Below are 15,094 nucleotides of genomic sequence, written 5' to 3'. Positions count from 1 at the left end.
ATGAACCATTTACCACTTATCATAAAGCGAGAATACCTTACCAAGGTGAGAAATAAATCGTTTATCATTATGACCTTTGTGAGTCCGCTAATAATGGTTGCCTTAATTGCACTCGTAGCATATTTGTCTCAGCTTAATAATGAAAAAGATAGAAGTATTTCTGTTTTGGACGAGACAGGAGTTTTAAGCGACATATTTGTCGATACTGAGCATACAAAATATACAATTTTAACCAATGAGAGTTTAGAATCTGCTAAAGCAATAGTGAAAGCAAAAGAAGAATTCGGGTTGTTATATATAGAGAATAGTATAGATATTGCTAATGTTTTACCTCAAGTAAAATTTTATTCAGACGAATCACCTTCCTTGTCTATAATGTCAAGTTTAGAGCGTAAGATTGAAAAGAAATTATCTGATGCTAGATTAGAAAAGGATGGTGTTGATATTGAAAAAATACAAGCAGCTAAGACGAATATTGATATTACGCAAGAAACATTTTCAGGCGAGAAAACTTCTAAAATTGATAGTTATTTAAAACTAGCCTTTGGTGGAGCAGCTGGTTACTTGTTGTTTATGTTTATCATTATTTATGGTAATATGATTATGCGAAGCGTTATTGAAGAGAAAACCAGCCGAATTATTGAAGTCATTATTTCTTCGGTAAAACCTATTCAGCTTATGATGGGGAAAATTATAGGGACTTCATTAGCTGGTATTACTCAATTTGCAATTTGGGTAATTTTAGGAAGTATTTTAATGCTTGTATTTACATCAATTTTTGGAATAAGTATGGCAGAATTACAAACACCACAGCAAGAATTAATGAATCAAGCCATGCAAAACCCTGAAGTAGCCAACGAAGTGCAACTAGCCATGCAATCGTTTTTTAATTTACCAATAGCAAACTTGATTGTAGCGTTTATGTTCTTTTTTATAGGAGGTTATTTACTGTATAGTTCTTTATATGCTGCTGTTGGTGCTGCTGTAGATAATGAAACAGATACACAACAGTTTATGATGCCAATTTTAATGCCTTTAATTTTGGCAGTGTATGTTGGTATTTTTACGGTTATTGAAGATCCTCACGGAACCGTGTCTACTGTGTTTTCATTTATTCCATTTACGTCTCCTGTAGTGATGCTTATGCGTATTCCTTTTGGAGTTCCAATTTGGCAACAAGTAATATCCTTTGTAATTTTAGTGGGAACTTTTGTGTTTACAGTTTGGTTTGCTGCAAAAATTTACCGTGTTGGTATTTTGATGTATGGGAAAAAACCTAGTTATAAAGAATTGTTTAAATGGATTAAGTATTGATTGTGATTCAAAATAGACCTAAAATAGAAGATAAGATAATAGAAAGTACTGCTTGGGAAAAGGTTAAGGGTTTTCTTAATATGCACCTTGATTTATCTGAAAACATTAGTATATCTATTTTAGATGTTTTAATTGTAATTACAGTAATTTTTATTACTACCATTGTTTTAAAATTAGTACTTAAAGCTTTTACAAAAAAATTACCTCCTGAAGATAAGGTAAGATTTAATGCTGCTTACGGTTACTTTAGATGGCTTATTTATCTTGTTATTTTATTGATTACATTACATTCAGTTGGTGTAAATGTTACAGCTGTTTTTGCTGCTTCAGCAGCTTTGTTGATTGGAATAGGTTTAGCATTACAAACCTTATTTCAAGATATTATTTCAGGAGTGTTTATTCTAATAGATCAGTCGGTTCATGTTGGAGATATTATAGAGCTTGATGGCAAAGTTGGTCGTGTTGAAGAGATTAAGTTAAGAACAACAAGAGCAGTAACTATCGATAATAAAGTATTGGTTATTCCCAATCATTTATATCTAGAGAATAGTCTGTATAATTGGACACAAAACGGAACAACAACAAGAGAAAGTGTTTCAGTTGGAGTTGCTTATGGTAGCGATGTTCAGTTGGTTAAGAAACTGTTGCTGCAAGCGGCAAGTTCTCATCCAGAAGTGCTAAGCCATCCAGAACCTACTGTTCTTTTTACAAATTTTGGTGAAAGTGCTTTAGATTTTAAATTAGTGTTTACAATAAACGATAGTTTTAAAGCTGTATTTCCAAAAAGTGATATTCGTTTTGAAATCGATAAACTATTTAGAGAACACAACGTAACAATTCCATTTCCTCAAAGAGATGTACATATTAAGGAACAACCTTAATACCTGTTAATTATAAAATATAGATATGTCAAAGATTTTAGTCATTGAAGATGAAGCAGCCATTCGTAGAGTATTAGTGAAAATATTGTCTGAAGAGAGCGATAATTATAAAGTTGAAGAAGCCGAAGATGGTCTTGTTGGCATTGAAAAAATAAAGAAAGAAGATTACGACCTCGTACTTTGCGATATTAAAATGCCTAAAATGGATGGTGTTGAAGTTTTAGAAGCAGTTAAAAAAATTAAACCAGAAACGCCTATGGTGATGATCTCTGGTCATGGCGATTTAGATACAGCTGTAAATACCATGCGTTTAGGTGCTTTTGATTACATATCGAAGCCACCAGATTTAAATAGGTTACTCAATACAGTTCGTATTGCATTAGATACCAAAACGCTTGTTGTTGAAAATAAAATGCTTAAAAAGAAAGTCAGCAAGAAGTATGAAATGATTGGTGATAGCGATGCGATTACGCATATCAAAGACATGATTGAAAAAGTGTCAGCAACAGATGCTAGAGTTTTAATTATTGGACCAAACGGAACAGGAAAAGAGCTTGTAGCACATTGGCTACATCAAAAAAGTGCACGTTCAAAAGGACCTTTAATTGAAGTGAATTGTGCAGCTATTCCAGCAGAACTTATCGAAAGTGAATTGTTTGGTCATGTAAAAGGTGCATTTACAAGTGCTGTAAAAGATAGAGCAGGTAAATTTGAAGCGGCTAATGGAGGAACTATTTTTTTAGATGAAATTGGAGACATGAGTCTATCTGCTCAAGCTAAAGTGTTAAGAGCATTACAAGAAAATAAAATTCAGCGCGTAGGTAATGATAAAGACATAAAGGTCGATGTTCGTGTTGTTGCAGCGACAAACAAAGACTTAAAAAAAGAAATTGCTGATGGTAAGTTTAGAGAGGATTTGTATCACAGGTTGGCTGTGATCCTAATTAAAGTACCAGCTTTAAATGATAGACGCGAAGATATTCCGTTGTTAATTAACCATTTTACATCTAAAATTGCAGAAGAACAAGGTACTGCAAAAAAGGAATTTTCAGATAAAGCCATAAAGTTACTTCAAGATTATGATTGGACAGGTAACATTCGTGAACTTCGAAATGTAGTCGAACGTCTTATCATTTTAGGTGGAAATGAGGTTAGTGAAAAAGATGTCAAACTGTTTGCTTCAAAATAAAAGCTTATGAAAGATATTAAGATTGAAGATTTTAAGGTTACTGAAGCAATTCAGCTAAAAAATATAGCAACTGCATTCGATTTAAAAGCTGATAAAAAAGAGATAGAAGACGAGTTAGAAGACGTTCGTGAAAAATTAGGTGACTTTCAAAATACCATATATGCACATGGAAAATATGCTGTTTTAGTGTGTATTCAAGGTATGGATACTGCTGGTAAAGATAGTATGATTAGAGAAGTTTTTAAGGATTTTAATACCAGAGGAATTGTAGTACATAGTTTTAAAGTTCCAACTGAATTAGAACGTGATCACGACTACTTATGGAGGCATTATATTGCTTTGCCAGCACGAGGAAAATTTAGCGTATTTAACAGAACACATTACGAAAACGTATTGGTTACTCGTGTGCATCCTAGTTATATTTTAGGCGAAAACCTACCTGATGTAAATAGTGTTGATGATGTTAATGAAGCCTTTTGGGATAAGCGTTTTGAGCAAATCAATAATTTTGAAAAGCATATAGCTGAAAACGGAACCATTATTTTTAAATTCTTTCTTCATTTATCTAAAGATGAGCAAAAAAACAGATTATTACGTCGCTTAGAAAAACCAAGTAAGAACTGGAAGTTTTCTCCAGGTGATTTAAAAGAACGTAAACTTTGGGACAACTATCAAGCTTGTTACGAAGATGCCATAAACCGAACTTCTAAACCACACGCGCCTTGGTTTACAATTCCAGCAGACGATAAGCCAACAGCAAGATATATTGTGGCTAGAATTTTATATGATACACTTATTCAATATAAAGATATCGAAGAACCTGAGCTCGATGATGATATTTTAGCTAATTTAGATACTTATATTAAAACACTCGAAAGTGAATAGTTTTTTATGATTTAATTATAAATCGCCATTGTTTTAAATAGTATATTTAGCTTCGATTATAAAATTCTCCACATGAAGCGAATATTTCTATTACTTTTAATAGTAGTTACTGTTCAAATATCAGCACAAACTGATGCTGAAAACCTTAAAAAAATCTATGATAATTCTTTAACTAATGGCATGAGCTATCAATGGTTAGATCACTTGTCTAATCAAATTGGTGGACGACTATCTGGATCTCTAAATGCAGAAAAAGCAGTTCAATATACTAAAGAAGAGTTTGAAACACTAGGCTTAGATAAGGTATGGTTACAGCCAGTAATGGTACCACGTTGGGTGAGAGGAGCACCAGAATTTGCTTATATAGAGACTTCACCAGGAAAGACTACAAACGTTAATATTTGTGCTTTAGGAGGTTCAATAGCGACTCCTGAAGGAGGTGTTAAGGCAAATATTATAGAAGTCGCAACGTATAAAGATTTAGAAGCTCTTGGCGAAGCTAAAATTAAAGGAAAGATTGTGTTCATCAACAGACCAATGCAAGCTAATTTAATCAATACGTTTGAAGCGTATGGAGGTTGTTCTTCAGAGCGTTATAGAGGTGCTCAAGAAGCTGCCAAATATGGAGCTGTTGGTGTGATTGTTCGTTCTTTAAATTTGAGATTAGACGATTATCCTCATACTGGAAGTATGAGTTATGGTGATTTGCCTAATTCGATGCGAATTCCTTCAGCAGCTATTAGCACAAACGATGCTGAGTTATTAAGCGGAATGCTAGCGCTTGATGAGAATATTAAGTTTTATTTTAGTCAGCACTGCAAGAAACTAGCAGATGTACAATCGTATAATGTGATTGGTGAAATTACAGGTAGTGAGTTTCCAAACGAAATAATTGTAGTTGGTGGTCATTTAGATTCTTGGGATTTAGGCGATGGTTCTCATGATGATGGAGCAGGAGTCGTGCAGTCAATGGATGTGCTACGATTACTAAAAGAAAGTGGTATTCGTCCTAAACGAACTATTAGAGTTGTGTTATTTATGAATGAAGAAAATGGGTTACGAGGCGGAAAGAAGTATGCTGAAGTTGCTAAAAGCAAAGGCGAAAATCACATTTTTGCATTAGAAAGTGATTCTGGTGGATTTACACCTAGAGGATTTAGTTTTCAGTCGAGTGAAGCTATGTTAACTAAAATTCAAAGTTGGCGACCATTATTTAAACCGTATTTAATTCACTACTTTGAAGAAGGTTACAGTGGAGCAGATATTAGTCCGTTAAAAAATGACAATATTGTTTTAGCAGGTCTTCGTCCAGATTCGCAACGCTATTTCGACCATCATCATGCTGCAAACGACACCTTTGAGCATGTGAATAAGCGCGAATTAGAATTAGGAGCTGCGTCAATGACAGCCTTAATTTATCTCATTGATAAATACGGAACTGATACCATAAATGCCGAAGTTCAACTAAAAGATTAGCATAGTGTTATGTATAAAGAACGACTAGAACTTTATGATAAAATAGTAGATAAATGTTCGCGTTTTGAACGTAAAGGTAAAACCATGCCTTACACATCAGCTAATGGCTATATGTTTTCGTTGTTAAATAAAGATGGTGAACTTGGTTTTAGATTTTCAAAAGAAGTTCAAGAAAAATATATAAAGGAATTCAATTCATCATTATTCAAATCGTATGGAGCAACTATGAAAGGTTATGTGTTAATTCCAGATGCAATGCTTTCAGACTTAGATAAATTGGCAGAATATTTAAATGAAAGTTATGACTATGTCATGACTTTAGAACCCAAATAAAATGAAGCACATTCTACTTTTACTAGCTATAGTTTTTTCAGTATATATTCAAGCACAAACTGAAGAATTGCCTTATTATGAAGTTCCAGAATATTCTGAAAATTTCACAGCAGGAACTGTTGCAGCTCGAATGGTTGATGGTTTAGGATTTCGATTTTATTGGGCTACTGAAGGTTTGTCTGAAATAGATTTGAAATACAAACCCAATGATGATGTGAGAAGTACTGAAGAAACGATTGATCATATTTTAGACTTGTCATACATCATTGTAAATTCAACATTAAAGCAAACTAATGGAAAGGTTGATCACTCTAAAATGAGTTACGCTAAGAAAAGAGCACAAGCTTTAATAAATCTGAAGACTGCTGCAGATATTTTACGAGATAGCGATGATATTTCTCAATTCAAAATTAGATTTGGAGAACGTGAGTTTCCGTTTTGGAATCAAATCAATGGACCAATTGCTGATGCGATTTGGCATTGCGGTCAGTTAGCATCATTTAGAAGAACCTCAGGAAATCCAATCAATTCAAACATTAGTCATTTTACAGGTACTGTAAAGCAATAGCTAATTTTTGCGTTTGTAATAACGACCAGGTTTTAGTTTGCTGTATTTCATTCCTCGAAATTTAAAAGGAATAGAAATACTTCTAGATTTGTATAGCACAAAGTGCAAATGCGGAATCGTAGTAAAACCTGTCATACCAGAAATTCCAATAGGCTGATTAGCTTCAACTGTATCTCCAACATCAACCAAAGCGCCTTCAAAATCTAAATGCACATAATGTGCCATTGTGCCATCCTCATGTAAGATGTAAATTTTATTAGCCATGTCAATACATTTCCGAGTACGACAGTGCTCTTTGGAATCTTCCTTCACAAAATACACTTTTCCTTTTCTAGCTGCAGTAATTGTATCACCAATGGCTAGTCCTATATCAATGGCATATCTTGAATGTGGTTTGTTGTGCGAAAACTTACCACCAAAGGATTGAATAATTTTATACTTTTTTCCTTTTTGAAAAGGTAATTCATATTCAAAATCTGTATCGTAAGTTTCGTTAGGATTACCAAATTTTGCACTAAAATTTAGATAGTTCTTAAAATCTATTTTCGAGGAGTCTTGAAGTTTGTTTAACGGAATTACGAGCGCTTGTTTTAAGGTGTCGCCTTCTTTTAATATACCATAAGGATTAACTTTTACATACGATTTTACCGAATCTAAAGCCGATAGTTTAATTTCTATAGGAACCATAAACGGATTGATGAGTCCAAGATATATCGAATCATTTTGAACCTGTTTTGAGCGCTGTAATTTTTGAGCATTTACAAATTGAAAAAACAGCAATACGCTTATAACTAATATAAATTGCTTCATAAAAGAAAGAGTGTTCTTTAATTAAATTGTTACATTTATAAAGATAAAAAAAGTCATGAAAGCGTATTTAAAACACATTCATCCTGTACTTCCAGTAAAAAATGTTACTGAAGCGATAAACTATTACACTCAAAAACTGAATTTTAAATTACATTTTAAAGATCAAGGAGAAGATCCAAAATATGGAGGTGTTGGACGTGATGGTATTGAAATTCATTTGCAATGGCATGATGAAGTAGAATGGGAAAATGGATTTGACAGACCTTTGCTTAGAATTTATGTTGACAATGTAGATGCTTTATTTGACGAATATAAAACCAAAAACGTTTTTCATAAAAACACGCAGTTAAGAGATACGGCTTGGGGAACGAGAGAGTTTGGTATTTATGACTTATACAGTAACGGACTTATTTTTTACAGAGATTTAAATCACGAATAATTTAATTATGGACTGAATCATTTAGGTTCCATAATTAAAAAAACAGCAGTATTGTCGCCAATATTTAGGACTTCATGCCATTCTACTTTTTCGTTGTAAAAGCTATAACCTGTTGGAATAGTCACTTCTCGTGTTCCTGTGGTATCAGTAATTCTAAAAGTTCCTCCTTGTAACGTGTAACCGAAATGTGTGTCGTGGTAATGACGTTCGTGTCCAACATTAGGAGGAAAGGTGCATTTTAAAGTTCTTAATTTTTCATTGTCTTCTAAAACGTCGCAAACAGCTTGATTATTCCAGCCAGCTTCTAATGGATCTGGAAGAGAAGTCTTATGATTACAATTCAGAACGATTCCGAAGCAAATAAATACACAATATTTGAATTTCATTTTATAACGGAATATAAGTTACAAGTAAAGCTTGAATGATGAAAAATACGAGAAACGGAATTACAAAATAGCCCATCACATCACGTGCTTGAATTTTTAAGCCTTTTCCCATAATAGGAAAGACTAAAAGAAGAAAAAAGGGTTGTAATAAATTGGTTAGACTTTCACCATAAGCGATCGAAAGAGATGCTCTGGCTATCATTGCAGTCACTTCAGTTTCTGGAAGTCCAGAGCCAATCTCTGTAACAGCATTAATCACACTCGGACCAACCACTGCAAATTCACCTCCAGCCGAAGGAATTGCAAAGTTGATTAAGCCTCCTGTAACAAATGCAAAAAACGGATAGGTGTCTATGGTTGCTACAGATGCAATAATATCTGCCAGTTGCTCTCCTAATCCTGTAGTTAACATAATGCCCATAATTCCTGCATAAAAAGGATATTGGTACAAAATTCCAGAAATATTACTACTAGAACGTTTCATTGCAATCACGTATCGCATTGGTGTTTTATGAAGCGCTAATCCAACGATTAGGAAAATGAAAATCATAATATTAAAATTGAGATTGAATCCATTTTTATAAAAATGATAAATGATGTAGGTCAATCCCATTAATACGATAAAGATTTGAAGTAGCATTCCATTGTTCAAAGTATCAGAAACTGCACCAATTTGAAGTTTAGAGTTTTGGGCTTCTTCTTTTATAGAAATAGAATCTTCTAATGCTGAACCATCACTCATATCTTTCAACTCTTTAAAGTTTTTAATTCTTGGAGCTATAACTAGGATGAAAAAAGGTGCAAAAACCAAGAATAGTAAAATCGTTACAATGTTTAAGGTAGAACCTAATGTGTATATTGTTGGAATAGTTTCAGATAAAACACCAGATTTTATTAAATAATTATTGTCAGTTCCTAAGAGTAAAGGTATTGAACTTGATAATCCGCACACCCAAGCACAAAAACTAAAATAGACACAAGCCACCAAAAACGGATAATTGATGCCTTGAATACGTTGTGCCAAAGCTCTAGCTAGTACACAAGTTATAACAACCCAACCAAAACTTATAAGCGATAGCAAGACACCAATAAAAACGACAAAAAAATACACTTGAGTAGGTGTTTTTATAAACTTGGTAAGTTTGTCAATGCCTTTATTAACAGTAGACGACAGTGCAATAGCATAGCCTGTAACAATGATAAGGATGATTTGCATTCCGAATTCTAGTAAAGACCAAAATCCGTCATACCATGCCACAATAATATTTATAGCATCTGTATCTGTCCAGATTTTAGCAGATATTACAGTAATTAGTGTAAGTATAATAGCAAATACAAAAGCATCAGGCATATACTTTTGAAATAAAAGGGTAAATCGTTCACCTAGTTTGGTTAGCATAAGAATAACATTTCATTAATCTTTTATTACATGAGGTGTAACAAAAGTGCGTTTTAAAACTACAAATTTGTCGACAATAAAAGCAAATCTAACTAAACTAAACGTATACCTTTGATTTAAACTAGGAGTTAGAATTAAGGCTATTTTGGAATCGTATTTGCTTTTAACAGTGTGTAATCACTTTTAAAAACAGAAAGCACATCTTCAGACACTGGCATTTCAGACTGAGTAACACCACTGTTTTTAAGAATTGTTCGTATGCTTTGAGCTTTTTTATGTTTCCAAAATGCAGCTTTTGTATAGCCAATGGCTGCTATCTGATTGTTTTGCTCAAAAATTTGTTTGTGATACACCCATTTGTCATTCCAACCTTCTAGAACGAGTGTAATGGTAAAAGTTGACCATCGTTTTAAGGGTTTTTTATAAATCACCTTTTGGGATCCTAAAACGGCATATATTCCTTTTTTTACGGTATTGTCATAAAGTTTAGATCGAAACATTTTTTCAAATCTGATGAAATCCATGTAATAGGAGTATTTAGAATTTGCCATATATCTAAACGTGTCACAATCTAAGAGGTTTACAAATCGTTTTCTACTGAGATTAGAAGTGAGATCTGTTTTACTCCAAAATAACTTTGAACCAATAAAAATGTATAGAAGATGAAGGATATAGTATATCATATTAGTGCTTTCATTACATTTAGCTATCAAGTATGTAATAAGTAGAACTTGCTTGGTTATTTTGTGTTTACTTATTAGAACTTTATATCTGAAGAATTTATAAAAATCACATAATCGCAGTCTTTTGAAAACTGCTGTATATCTGATTTGGTAGTAGAATTGATTTCACAAACATGCAAATGTTCAGCATGATCTAATTCCATAAGATGCTGATAGTTTTCTTTTTTTGAAATGTCTTCGGTAGATACTTTCACATCAAATTGCTTTTGTAATAACAATGAAATGATTTCACTTTCAATAAATCCTGATCCTCCTATGACTCCAACTTTTTTCATGGTTAAAGAAGTAGACTTTTGTACTATAAATAGTTTGAAAAAAAACAGGCAGTTAGCAATTAAGTTGGTTGATTTACTAAATGTTAACACTAAAATGTAGTCCTCGTAATTACTTTGATTTTCTCCACAAAAAATCAATTCTGCCTGTTATAAAATTTTATAATGAGGGTTCTTCTAAAGCATCACTTTCTTCTTCATCTTCAGTAAGTTTCTGTTTTGTAGCTTCAATTTCTTGAAGGTTTAAGACAATTTCAGTAGAGTTCCACATACCAACTTCTCTAACAATTTTACCATCAATAAATTGATACGTTAAGTGAATAGGAATTTCAATTTCTTTGCCATTACCTTTCATAACACATTTCCAGTCTAACCAACAATTAACCCAAGTTTTTCCTTCATCGGTTACGACCATTTCATATTCTGGATCTTCACCTGTAAATCCTCTACTAGAATAGATTTTATCATTTTCTTTATGATAGGCTATCAGATCTTTTCTAAGTATTGGATTTTTGGAGTTATTAAAAAAGCTCTTTGCGGTATCTGCCATAATAGAAATATCATAATTTTTGGTATTATAGTTTTCTATGTGTTTTTTAACAATTTCAATCTCTGGCGATTGTTGTGTGTATCTTTTTTCGTTTGGTTGACAGGCTGTAAAGCAAATTACAGCCATGACTATGATTACAATATTTTTCATTAGATTAGAATTTAAATTATTTCTTAATTCATGCTTAAATCTTTAGCTAAAGTGTAAGTATAGCTCCAAGCATCGTCTAAGCATTCACTGAATGATTTTCTGATTTCTTTTGTTTTTGCCTCACCATGAACACTTTCATAAACTTCCCAAACACCTTCAACATCTTTATCTAAATCTGCAAAGTCTTTATATGGCGACGATACAAAATAATCTCCAGCTTCGCCTCCCATATATCTATACCAATAAGCTCTACTACCACCTTCTTTTTTACTAATTGTAGATGATACTTCATTCACAATTCTATTAAACTCTAATGAGTTATTTACCTTAAAACTAGTAACCCATACAATTGTGTTATCACCTAAACCTTCTTTTTTACTAATTTTTGGCATATAACGAGCAGTATTATATTCAATGTTTTCAATATGAGGTATGATAGAGCTTACTGCTATGGTTCTACAAGATTTTGCAGCGGGATCTTTTTTATCCATTTCTGCCCAATTATTCATTCGTGAAGCTAAAATATAGACGTTACCTTTACCTTGTAAACGATTCCAAACATTCCAAGTGTCTTTTCCACCATTGTCTTTATAACATTTGTTCCATTTTTTTACGCCATCAGTAAAATTAGTATCATGGCCAAATTTGATGGTAAATCCTGTAAGACTTAAAATAAAGCTTTCATTTTCTTCTTGAGCTTGAGTTGTTGTTGGTAGCATTACTAATAAACAAGTTGCTACTAAGATTGATTTTAATGTTTTCATAATAATAGTTTTTAAAATGGTTGACTAATTAATTTAGCTTCAAGTACGTGATAACTATAGGTTTATGAAATTCATCTAGGACGAATGCAACTAATTTTTGTCCGAAGGATAATGTTTCTTTATCGGAAGTTTTTCTAATTAAATGGTTTGAAGTCGTTTTAGAAGTTCTTCTTTAAGAGATTTACTGACAGGAATTGCCTTTTTACCAATAACGATGTGGCTTGTTGCAATTTCTTCAATTTGCGAAAGATTTACAATAAAAGATCGATGCACTCTTAAAAAGTGTTTGCTAGGTAATTTTTCATCAATGTCTTTTAAAGTTATGACTAATAAGTATTCTTTGTTTTTTGAATGAATACGACAATAATTACGTTCAGCTTCAATGTACAAAATGTCTTTAATGTTGACCTTTACCATTTTTTCATGATACCTTACAAAGATGCAATTGCTTAAAATAAAAGGATCAGTTTCTGGAGTTGAATGGTTCTCTGAAGCATCACTTTCTGGTTTATGATTTAATCTATCTATGGCTAGTTCAATAGCACGTTGTAAATCTAATTTTTTGAATGGTTTAGAAATAAAACCATAAGGATGTGTGCTTTTTGCACGATTAAAATTGTCATCATCTGCATTTGCGGTAAGGTAGATAATAGCTACATCATGATCTTTTTGAATGAGTTTACTAGTTTCAATGCCATCAAGATCACCTTTAAGGTTGATATCCATCAATATAATATCTGGACATTCTTGTTCTACGCAAGCGATAGCTTCTTCAGCTCGAGGAACAATGCCAACCACATCATATCCAAGTCCTGTAAGCTGTAAAGATATGTTGGCTCCTATGACCATTTCATCTTCAACAATTAATATTTTAACAGGCGTTTTCATTATGCAGCTGATTTAATTTTAAATTCGAATGTTATAGCAGTTCCATCATCATGCTTTTCCTTCATTTTGCCATTGAGTTGTTGTGTAAGTAGTTGCACTAATTGAGAACCAAAACCAGTTCCTTTAGGTGCAGTTTCTGTGGTTTTTCCAATACCATTATCGACTACTTTTAAGGTCAATATTTCAGAAGAAGCTCGACTCATACTTATTTTTATGTTACCATTTCTGTCATTTGGAAATGCGTATTTTAAAGCATTAGTTAGGAGTTCATTTACAATTAAACCAATTGGTATGGCAGTATCGACGTCTAATTCTAATTGATCCATAGCGCATTCAATGTTTACTTTGTTTTCAGCATCAAAAGTGTCTAAAATACCATCGCCTAGATTTATGAAATAATCTTTCATGTCTATACTGCCTAAATTTTCACCTTGATACAATTTTTGATGAATAATTCCCATAGATTGTACACGATTCTGACTGGCAATCATGGCATCTTTTGTTACCGAATCTTCAAGTTGAGCCGATTGTAATGCGATTAGGCTTTTTACCAATTCGAGATTGTTTTTTACACGATGGTGAATCTCTTTAAGTAATAATTCGTTTTGCTTATTTTTTTGATCTAACTCTTGATTTAAAATTAATAATTGTTGATTGCGTTTTTTTCGTTTTTGGTAATTATAAAGCAATCCAAATAAAATTAAAGCGAGTAAACCAGTAAGAATTAAGTATAAGATTTTTGTGCGTTTTTGTTGATTTATTTTTTCGTCCTGAAATAAAATCGTCGCATTTTTTTGTCCAATTTCATATTTAGATTGTGATTCTCTCTCAAGGCTTAAAATAATATTATCTTTAAATAATTCTTGCTCAGAAGCATATAGTTGATGATAGTACAATGCGTTTTTAAGATCTCCAAGGGTTTCATAAATTTCAGAAATATGCATGTAGTTTTCCCATAAATTTCTAGTGCGTCCTGTTTTTTTTATAAGCTCAACGGCTTGAAGATTATATGGTAAGGCTTCTTTATATCGACCTTGCATGATATAAACATGCCCAATGTTTCCGAGTGAAGGAATGAGATAGCGTTCTAATCCCATAGCTTTTGAATTATCAAAGTTAGCTTGGTAATCATCAATAGCTTCATCATAGCGTTCCATATATTTATAGATGTTACCTCTCCAATTTATCGAAGCCATCATCGGAATACCTACTTCATTTAAGTCTTCATATAGAGAAATAGAAGCGTTTATTGAAACCAATGCACTATCTAAATCAAATCCTGTAAATAATTGACTATTAGATTTAAATCTGTAAGATTGAGCAAGCGAAACTTTATCTCCAATGTCTTTTTGTATTGCAATGGCTTTGTTGCAATACACTATGGCTTCATTATAATTGTTTTCATAATATAATAAATCACCTATGTTAGCATAACAATTGGCTATGCCTTTTTTATGAGCATTACTTTCATATAATTCTAAAGCTTTGTAAACACTAGCTTTGGCTTTGTTGTAATCTGCTTTGACTGTGTAATACGCTTTTAGATCAATATAGGTATCTGCAAGTAGTATATTGTTAGATGCTTTTTGGTAAATATCTTTGGCAGAATTGTAATAATATAATGCCGAATCTAAAGACGCATATTCTTTATGGTATTCTGCCAAATAGCGATAAGATTGTGCTAAAGAGGTTGAGTTATCTAATGCTTTTGAAAGCTGTATCGTTTCATGTGCTTTAGTAAACAAGTTAGAGGAATCTTTAGGAATAGAGATGTGTTTGTCTAACCAATCAAGAGAAGATTCTAATTGAATTTCTTGTGAGTTTTGAGCATACAAAAAATATGTACTAAATAGTACCAATAGTATGGCTAGTATTTTCGTCATTAGTCTTTTTTAATAGCTATTATAAAGACTTTAGGGAATATTAAAGATAGTGATTTTTAATAAATTAAAGTTAACAAATACGATTTGTATAGGTTTTGAATCTGTTTTTATTTCATAATGTCATTTTAAAAGGTCTTAATCCTTTTAAAAAATATTGGTAAAAA

At 32.4% G+C, this 15,094-nt stretch carries 17 protein-coding genes; 8 read left to right on the top strand and 9 right to left on the bottom strand.

Annotated features, from left to right (window positions below):
• The 7 genes from ACP15M_RS09240 to ACP15M_RS09210 all read left to right on the top strand — a co-directional run bounded on the left by ACP15M_RS09240 (window position 1) and on the right by ACP15M_RS09210 (window position 6,646).
• Window positions 1-1,314: an ABC transporter permease gene (locus tag ACP15M_RS09240; protein WP_425076923.1), complete on the top strand. Its 1,314-nt coding sequence runs from the start codon at window positions 1-3 to the stop codon at window positions 1,312-1,314.
• Window positions 1,315-1,319: 5 nt separating this feature from the next.
• A complete protein-coding gene (locus ACP15M_RS09235) occupies window positions 1,320-2,195 on the top strand; it encodes a mechanosensitive ion channel family protein (protein ID WP_425077189.1) in 876 nt (291 codons plus the stop codon).
• A 25-nt stretch (window positions 2,196-2,220) separates the two neighbouring features.
• Entirely contained in the window at window positions 2,221-3,384 is a 1,164-nt protein-coding gene (locus ACP15M_RS09230; RefSeq protein ID WP_425076922.1) for a sigma-54-dependent transcriptional regulator, read from the top strand.
• 6 nt (window positions 3,385-3,390) lie between these two features.
• Window positions 3,391-4,269: a PPK2 family polyphosphate kinase gene (locus ACP15M_RS09225; RefSeq protein ID WP_425076921.1), complete on the top strand. Its 879-nt coding sequence runs from the start codon at window positions 3,391-3,393 to the stop codon at window positions 4,267-4,269.
• Window positions 4,270-4,341: 72 nt separating this feature from the next.
• On the top strand, window positions 4,342-5,745 hold the full coding sequence (locus tag ACP15M_RS09220; RefSeq protein WP_425076920.1) for a M20/M25/M40 family metallo-hydrolase: 1,404 nt from the start codon (window positions 4,342-4,344) through the stop codon (window positions 5,743-5,745).
• A gap of 9 nt (window positions 5,746-5,754) precedes the next feature.
• On the top strand, window positions 5,755-6,078 hold the full coding sequence (locus ACP15M_RS09215) for a hypothetical protein (protein ID WP_425076919.1): 324 nt from the start codon (window positions 5,755-5,757) through the stop codon (window positions 6,076-6,078).
• Between the two features lies 1 nt (window position 6,079).
• The gene (locus tag ACP15M_RS09210) at window positions 6,080-6,646 is read left to right on the top strand and encodes a hypothetical protein (protein WP_425076918.1); all 567 of its coding nucleotides are present in this window, start codon (window positions 6,080-6,082) and stop codon (window positions 6,644-6,646) included.
• Here the strand turns inward: ACP15M_RS09210 and ACP15M_RS09205 are convergent, their stop codons facing one another.
• Window positions 6,647-7,456, bottom strand: a complete 810-nt coding sequence (locus ACP15M_RS09205) for a M23 family metallopeptidase (protein WP_425076917.1) — start codon at window positions 7,454-7,456, stop codon at window positions 6,647-6,649.
• A 55-nt stretch (window positions 7,457-7,511) separates the two neighbouring features.
• On the opposite strand from ACP15M_RS09205, the gene ACP15M_RS09200 reads away from it, so the two are divergent.
• Window positions 7,512-7,895, top strand: coding sequence for a VOC family protein (locus tag ACP15M_RS09200; protein WP_425076916.1), 384 nt, complete (start codon window positions 7,512-7,514; stop codon window positions 7,893-7,895).
• 17 nt (window positions 7,896-7,912) lie between these two features.
• On the opposite strand, the gene ACP15M_RS09195 is transcribed toward ACP15M_RS09200, so the two are convergent.
• The 8 genes from ACP15M_RS09195 to ACP15M_RS09160 form a co-directional block, all read right to left on the bottom strand.
• Window positions 7,913-8,281: a cupin domain-containing protein gene (locus tag ACP15M_RS09195; RefSeq protein WP_425076915.1), complete on the bottom strand. Its 369-nt coding sequence runs from the start codon at window positions 8,279-8,281 to the stop codon at window positions 7,913-7,915.
• A gap of 1 nt (window position 8,282) precedes the next feature.
• Window positions 8,283-9,680, bottom strand: a complete 1,398-nt coding sequence (locus tag ACP15M_RS09190) for a short-chain fatty acid transporter (protein ID WP_425076914.1) — start codon at window positions 9,678-9,680, stop codon at window positions 8,283-8,285.
• 140 nt (window positions 9,681-9,820) lie between these two features.
• Window positions 9,821-10,363 carry an acyl-CoA thioesterase gene (locus tag ACP15M_RS09185; RefSeq protein WP_425076913.1) on the bottom strand — a complete coding sequence of 181 codons (543 nt, stop codon included), beginning with the start codon at window positions 10,361-10,363 and terminating at the stop codon, window positions 9,821-9,823.
• A gap of 74 nt (window positions 10,364-10,437) precedes the next feature.
• Window positions 10,438-10,698, bottom strand: a complete 261-nt coding sequence (locus ACP15M_RS09180; RefSeq protein ID WP_425076912.1) for a lactate/malate family dehydrogenase — start codon at window positions 10,696-10,698, stop codon at window positions 10,438-10,440.
• 157 nt (window positions 10,699-10,855) lie between these two features.
• A complete protein-coding gene (locus ACP15M_RS09175) occupies window positions 10,856-11,395 on the bottom strand; it encodes a nuclear transport factor 2 family protein (RefSeq protein WP_425076911.1) in 540 nt (179 codons plus the stop codon).
• Between the two features lie 23 nt (window positions 11,396-11,418).
• Entirely contained in the window at window positions 11,419-12,159 is a 741-nt protein-coding gene (locus ACP15M_RS09170; RefSeq protein ID WP_425076910.1) for a hypothetical protein, read from the bottom strand.
• A 138-nt stretch (window positions 12,160-12,297) separates the two neighbouring features.
• Window positions 12,298-13,047 carry a LytR/AlgR family response regulator transcription factor gene (locus ACP15M_RS09165; RefSeq protein WP_425076909.1) on the bottom strand — a complete coding sequence of 250 codons (750 nt, stop codon included), beginning with the start codon at window positions 13,045-13,047 and terminating at the stop codon, window positions 12,298-12,300.
• Window positions 13,047-14,930: a histidine kinase dimerization/phosphoacceptor domain -containing protein gene (locus tag ACP15M_RS09160; RefSeq protein ID WP_425076908.1), complete on the bottom strand. Its 1,884-nt coding sequence runs from the start codon at window positions 14,928-14,930 to the stop codon at window positions 13,047-13,049. Before ACP15M_RS09160 ends, ACP15M_RS09165 begins: the two co-directional genes overlap by 1 nt.
• Between the last annotated feature and the right edge of the window lie 164 nt (window positions 14,931-15,094).

The sequence above is a fragment of the Psychroserpens sp. S379A genome (assembly GCF_049800755.1).
Lineage (GTDB): Bacteria > Bacteroidota > Bacteroidia > Flavobacteriales > Flavobacteriaceae > Psychroserpens.
Note: the sequence above shows the minus strand (reverse complement) of the source record. Positions and strands in the feature narration are given on the sequence as shown.

Excerpts from the sequence above, each read along its gene's own strand:
- ACP15M_RS09240 (WP_425076923.1), top strand. The coding sequence starts at position 1 with ATGAACCATTTACCACTTATCATAAAGCGAGAATACCTTACCAAGGTG.
- ACP15M_RS09230 (WP_425076922.1), top strand. The coding sequence starts at position 2,221 with ATGTCAAAGATTTTAGTCATTGAAGATGAAGCAGCCATTCGTAGAGTA.
- ACP15M_RS09225 (WP_425076921.1), top strand. The coding sequence starts at position 3,391 with ATGAAAGATATTAAGATTGAAGATTTTAAGGTTACTGAAGCAATTCAG.
- ACP15M_RS09220 (WP_425076920.1), top strand. The coding sequence starts at position 4,342 with ATGAAGCGAATATTTCTATTACTTTTAATAGTAGTTACTGTTCAAATA.
- ACP15M_RS09215 (WP_425076919.1), top strand. The coding sequence starts at position 5,755 with ATGTATAAAGAACGACTAGAACTTTATGATAAAATAGTAGATAAATGT.
- ACP15M_RS09210 (WP_425076918.1), top strand. The coding sequence starts at position 6,080 with ATGAAGCACATTCTACTTTTACTAGCTATAGTTTTTTCAGTATATATT.
- ACP15M_RS09205 (WP_425076917.1), bottom strand. The coding sequence starts at position 7,456 with ATGAAGCAATTTATATTAGTTATAAGCGTATTGCTGTTTTTTCAATTT.
- ACP15M_RS09200 (WP_425076916.1), top strand. The coding sequence starts at position 7,512 with ATGAAAGCGTATTTAAAACACATTCATCCTGTACTTCCAGTAAAAAAT.
- ACP15M_RS09195 (WP_425076915.1), bottom strand. The coding sequence starts at position 8,281 with ATGAAATTCAAATATTGTGTATTTATTTGCTTCGGAATCGTTCTGAAT.
- ACP15M_RS09190 (WP_425076914.1), bottom strand. The coding sequence starts at position 9,680 with ATGCTAACCAAACTAGGTGAACGATTTACCCTTTTATTTCAAAAGTAT.
- ACP15M_RS09185 (WP_425076913.1), bottom strand. The coding sequence starts at position 10,363 with ATGATATACTATATCCTTCATCTTCTATACATTTTTATTGGTTCAAAG.
- ACP15M_RS09180 (WP_425076912.1), bottom strand. The coding sequence starts at position 10,698 with ATGAAAAAAGTTGGAGTCATAGGAGGATCAGGATTTATTGAAAGTGAA.
- ACP15M_RS09175 (WP_425076911.1), bottom strand. The coding sequence starts at position 11,395 with ATGAAAAATATTGTAATCATAGTCATGGCTGTAATTTGCTTTACAGCC.
- ACP15M_RS09170 (WP_425076910.1), bottom strand. The coding sequence starts at position 12,159 with ATGAAAACATTAAAATCAATCTTAGTAGCAACTTGTTTATTAGTAATG.
- ACP15M_RS09165 (WP_425076909.1), bottom strand. The coding sequence starts at position 13,047 with ATGAAAACGCCTGTTAAAATATTAATTGTTGAAGATGAAATGGTCATA.
- ACP15M_RS09160 (WP_425076908.1), bottom strand. The coding sequence starts at position 14,930 with ATGACGAAAATACTAGCCATACTATTGGTACTATTTAGTACATATTTT.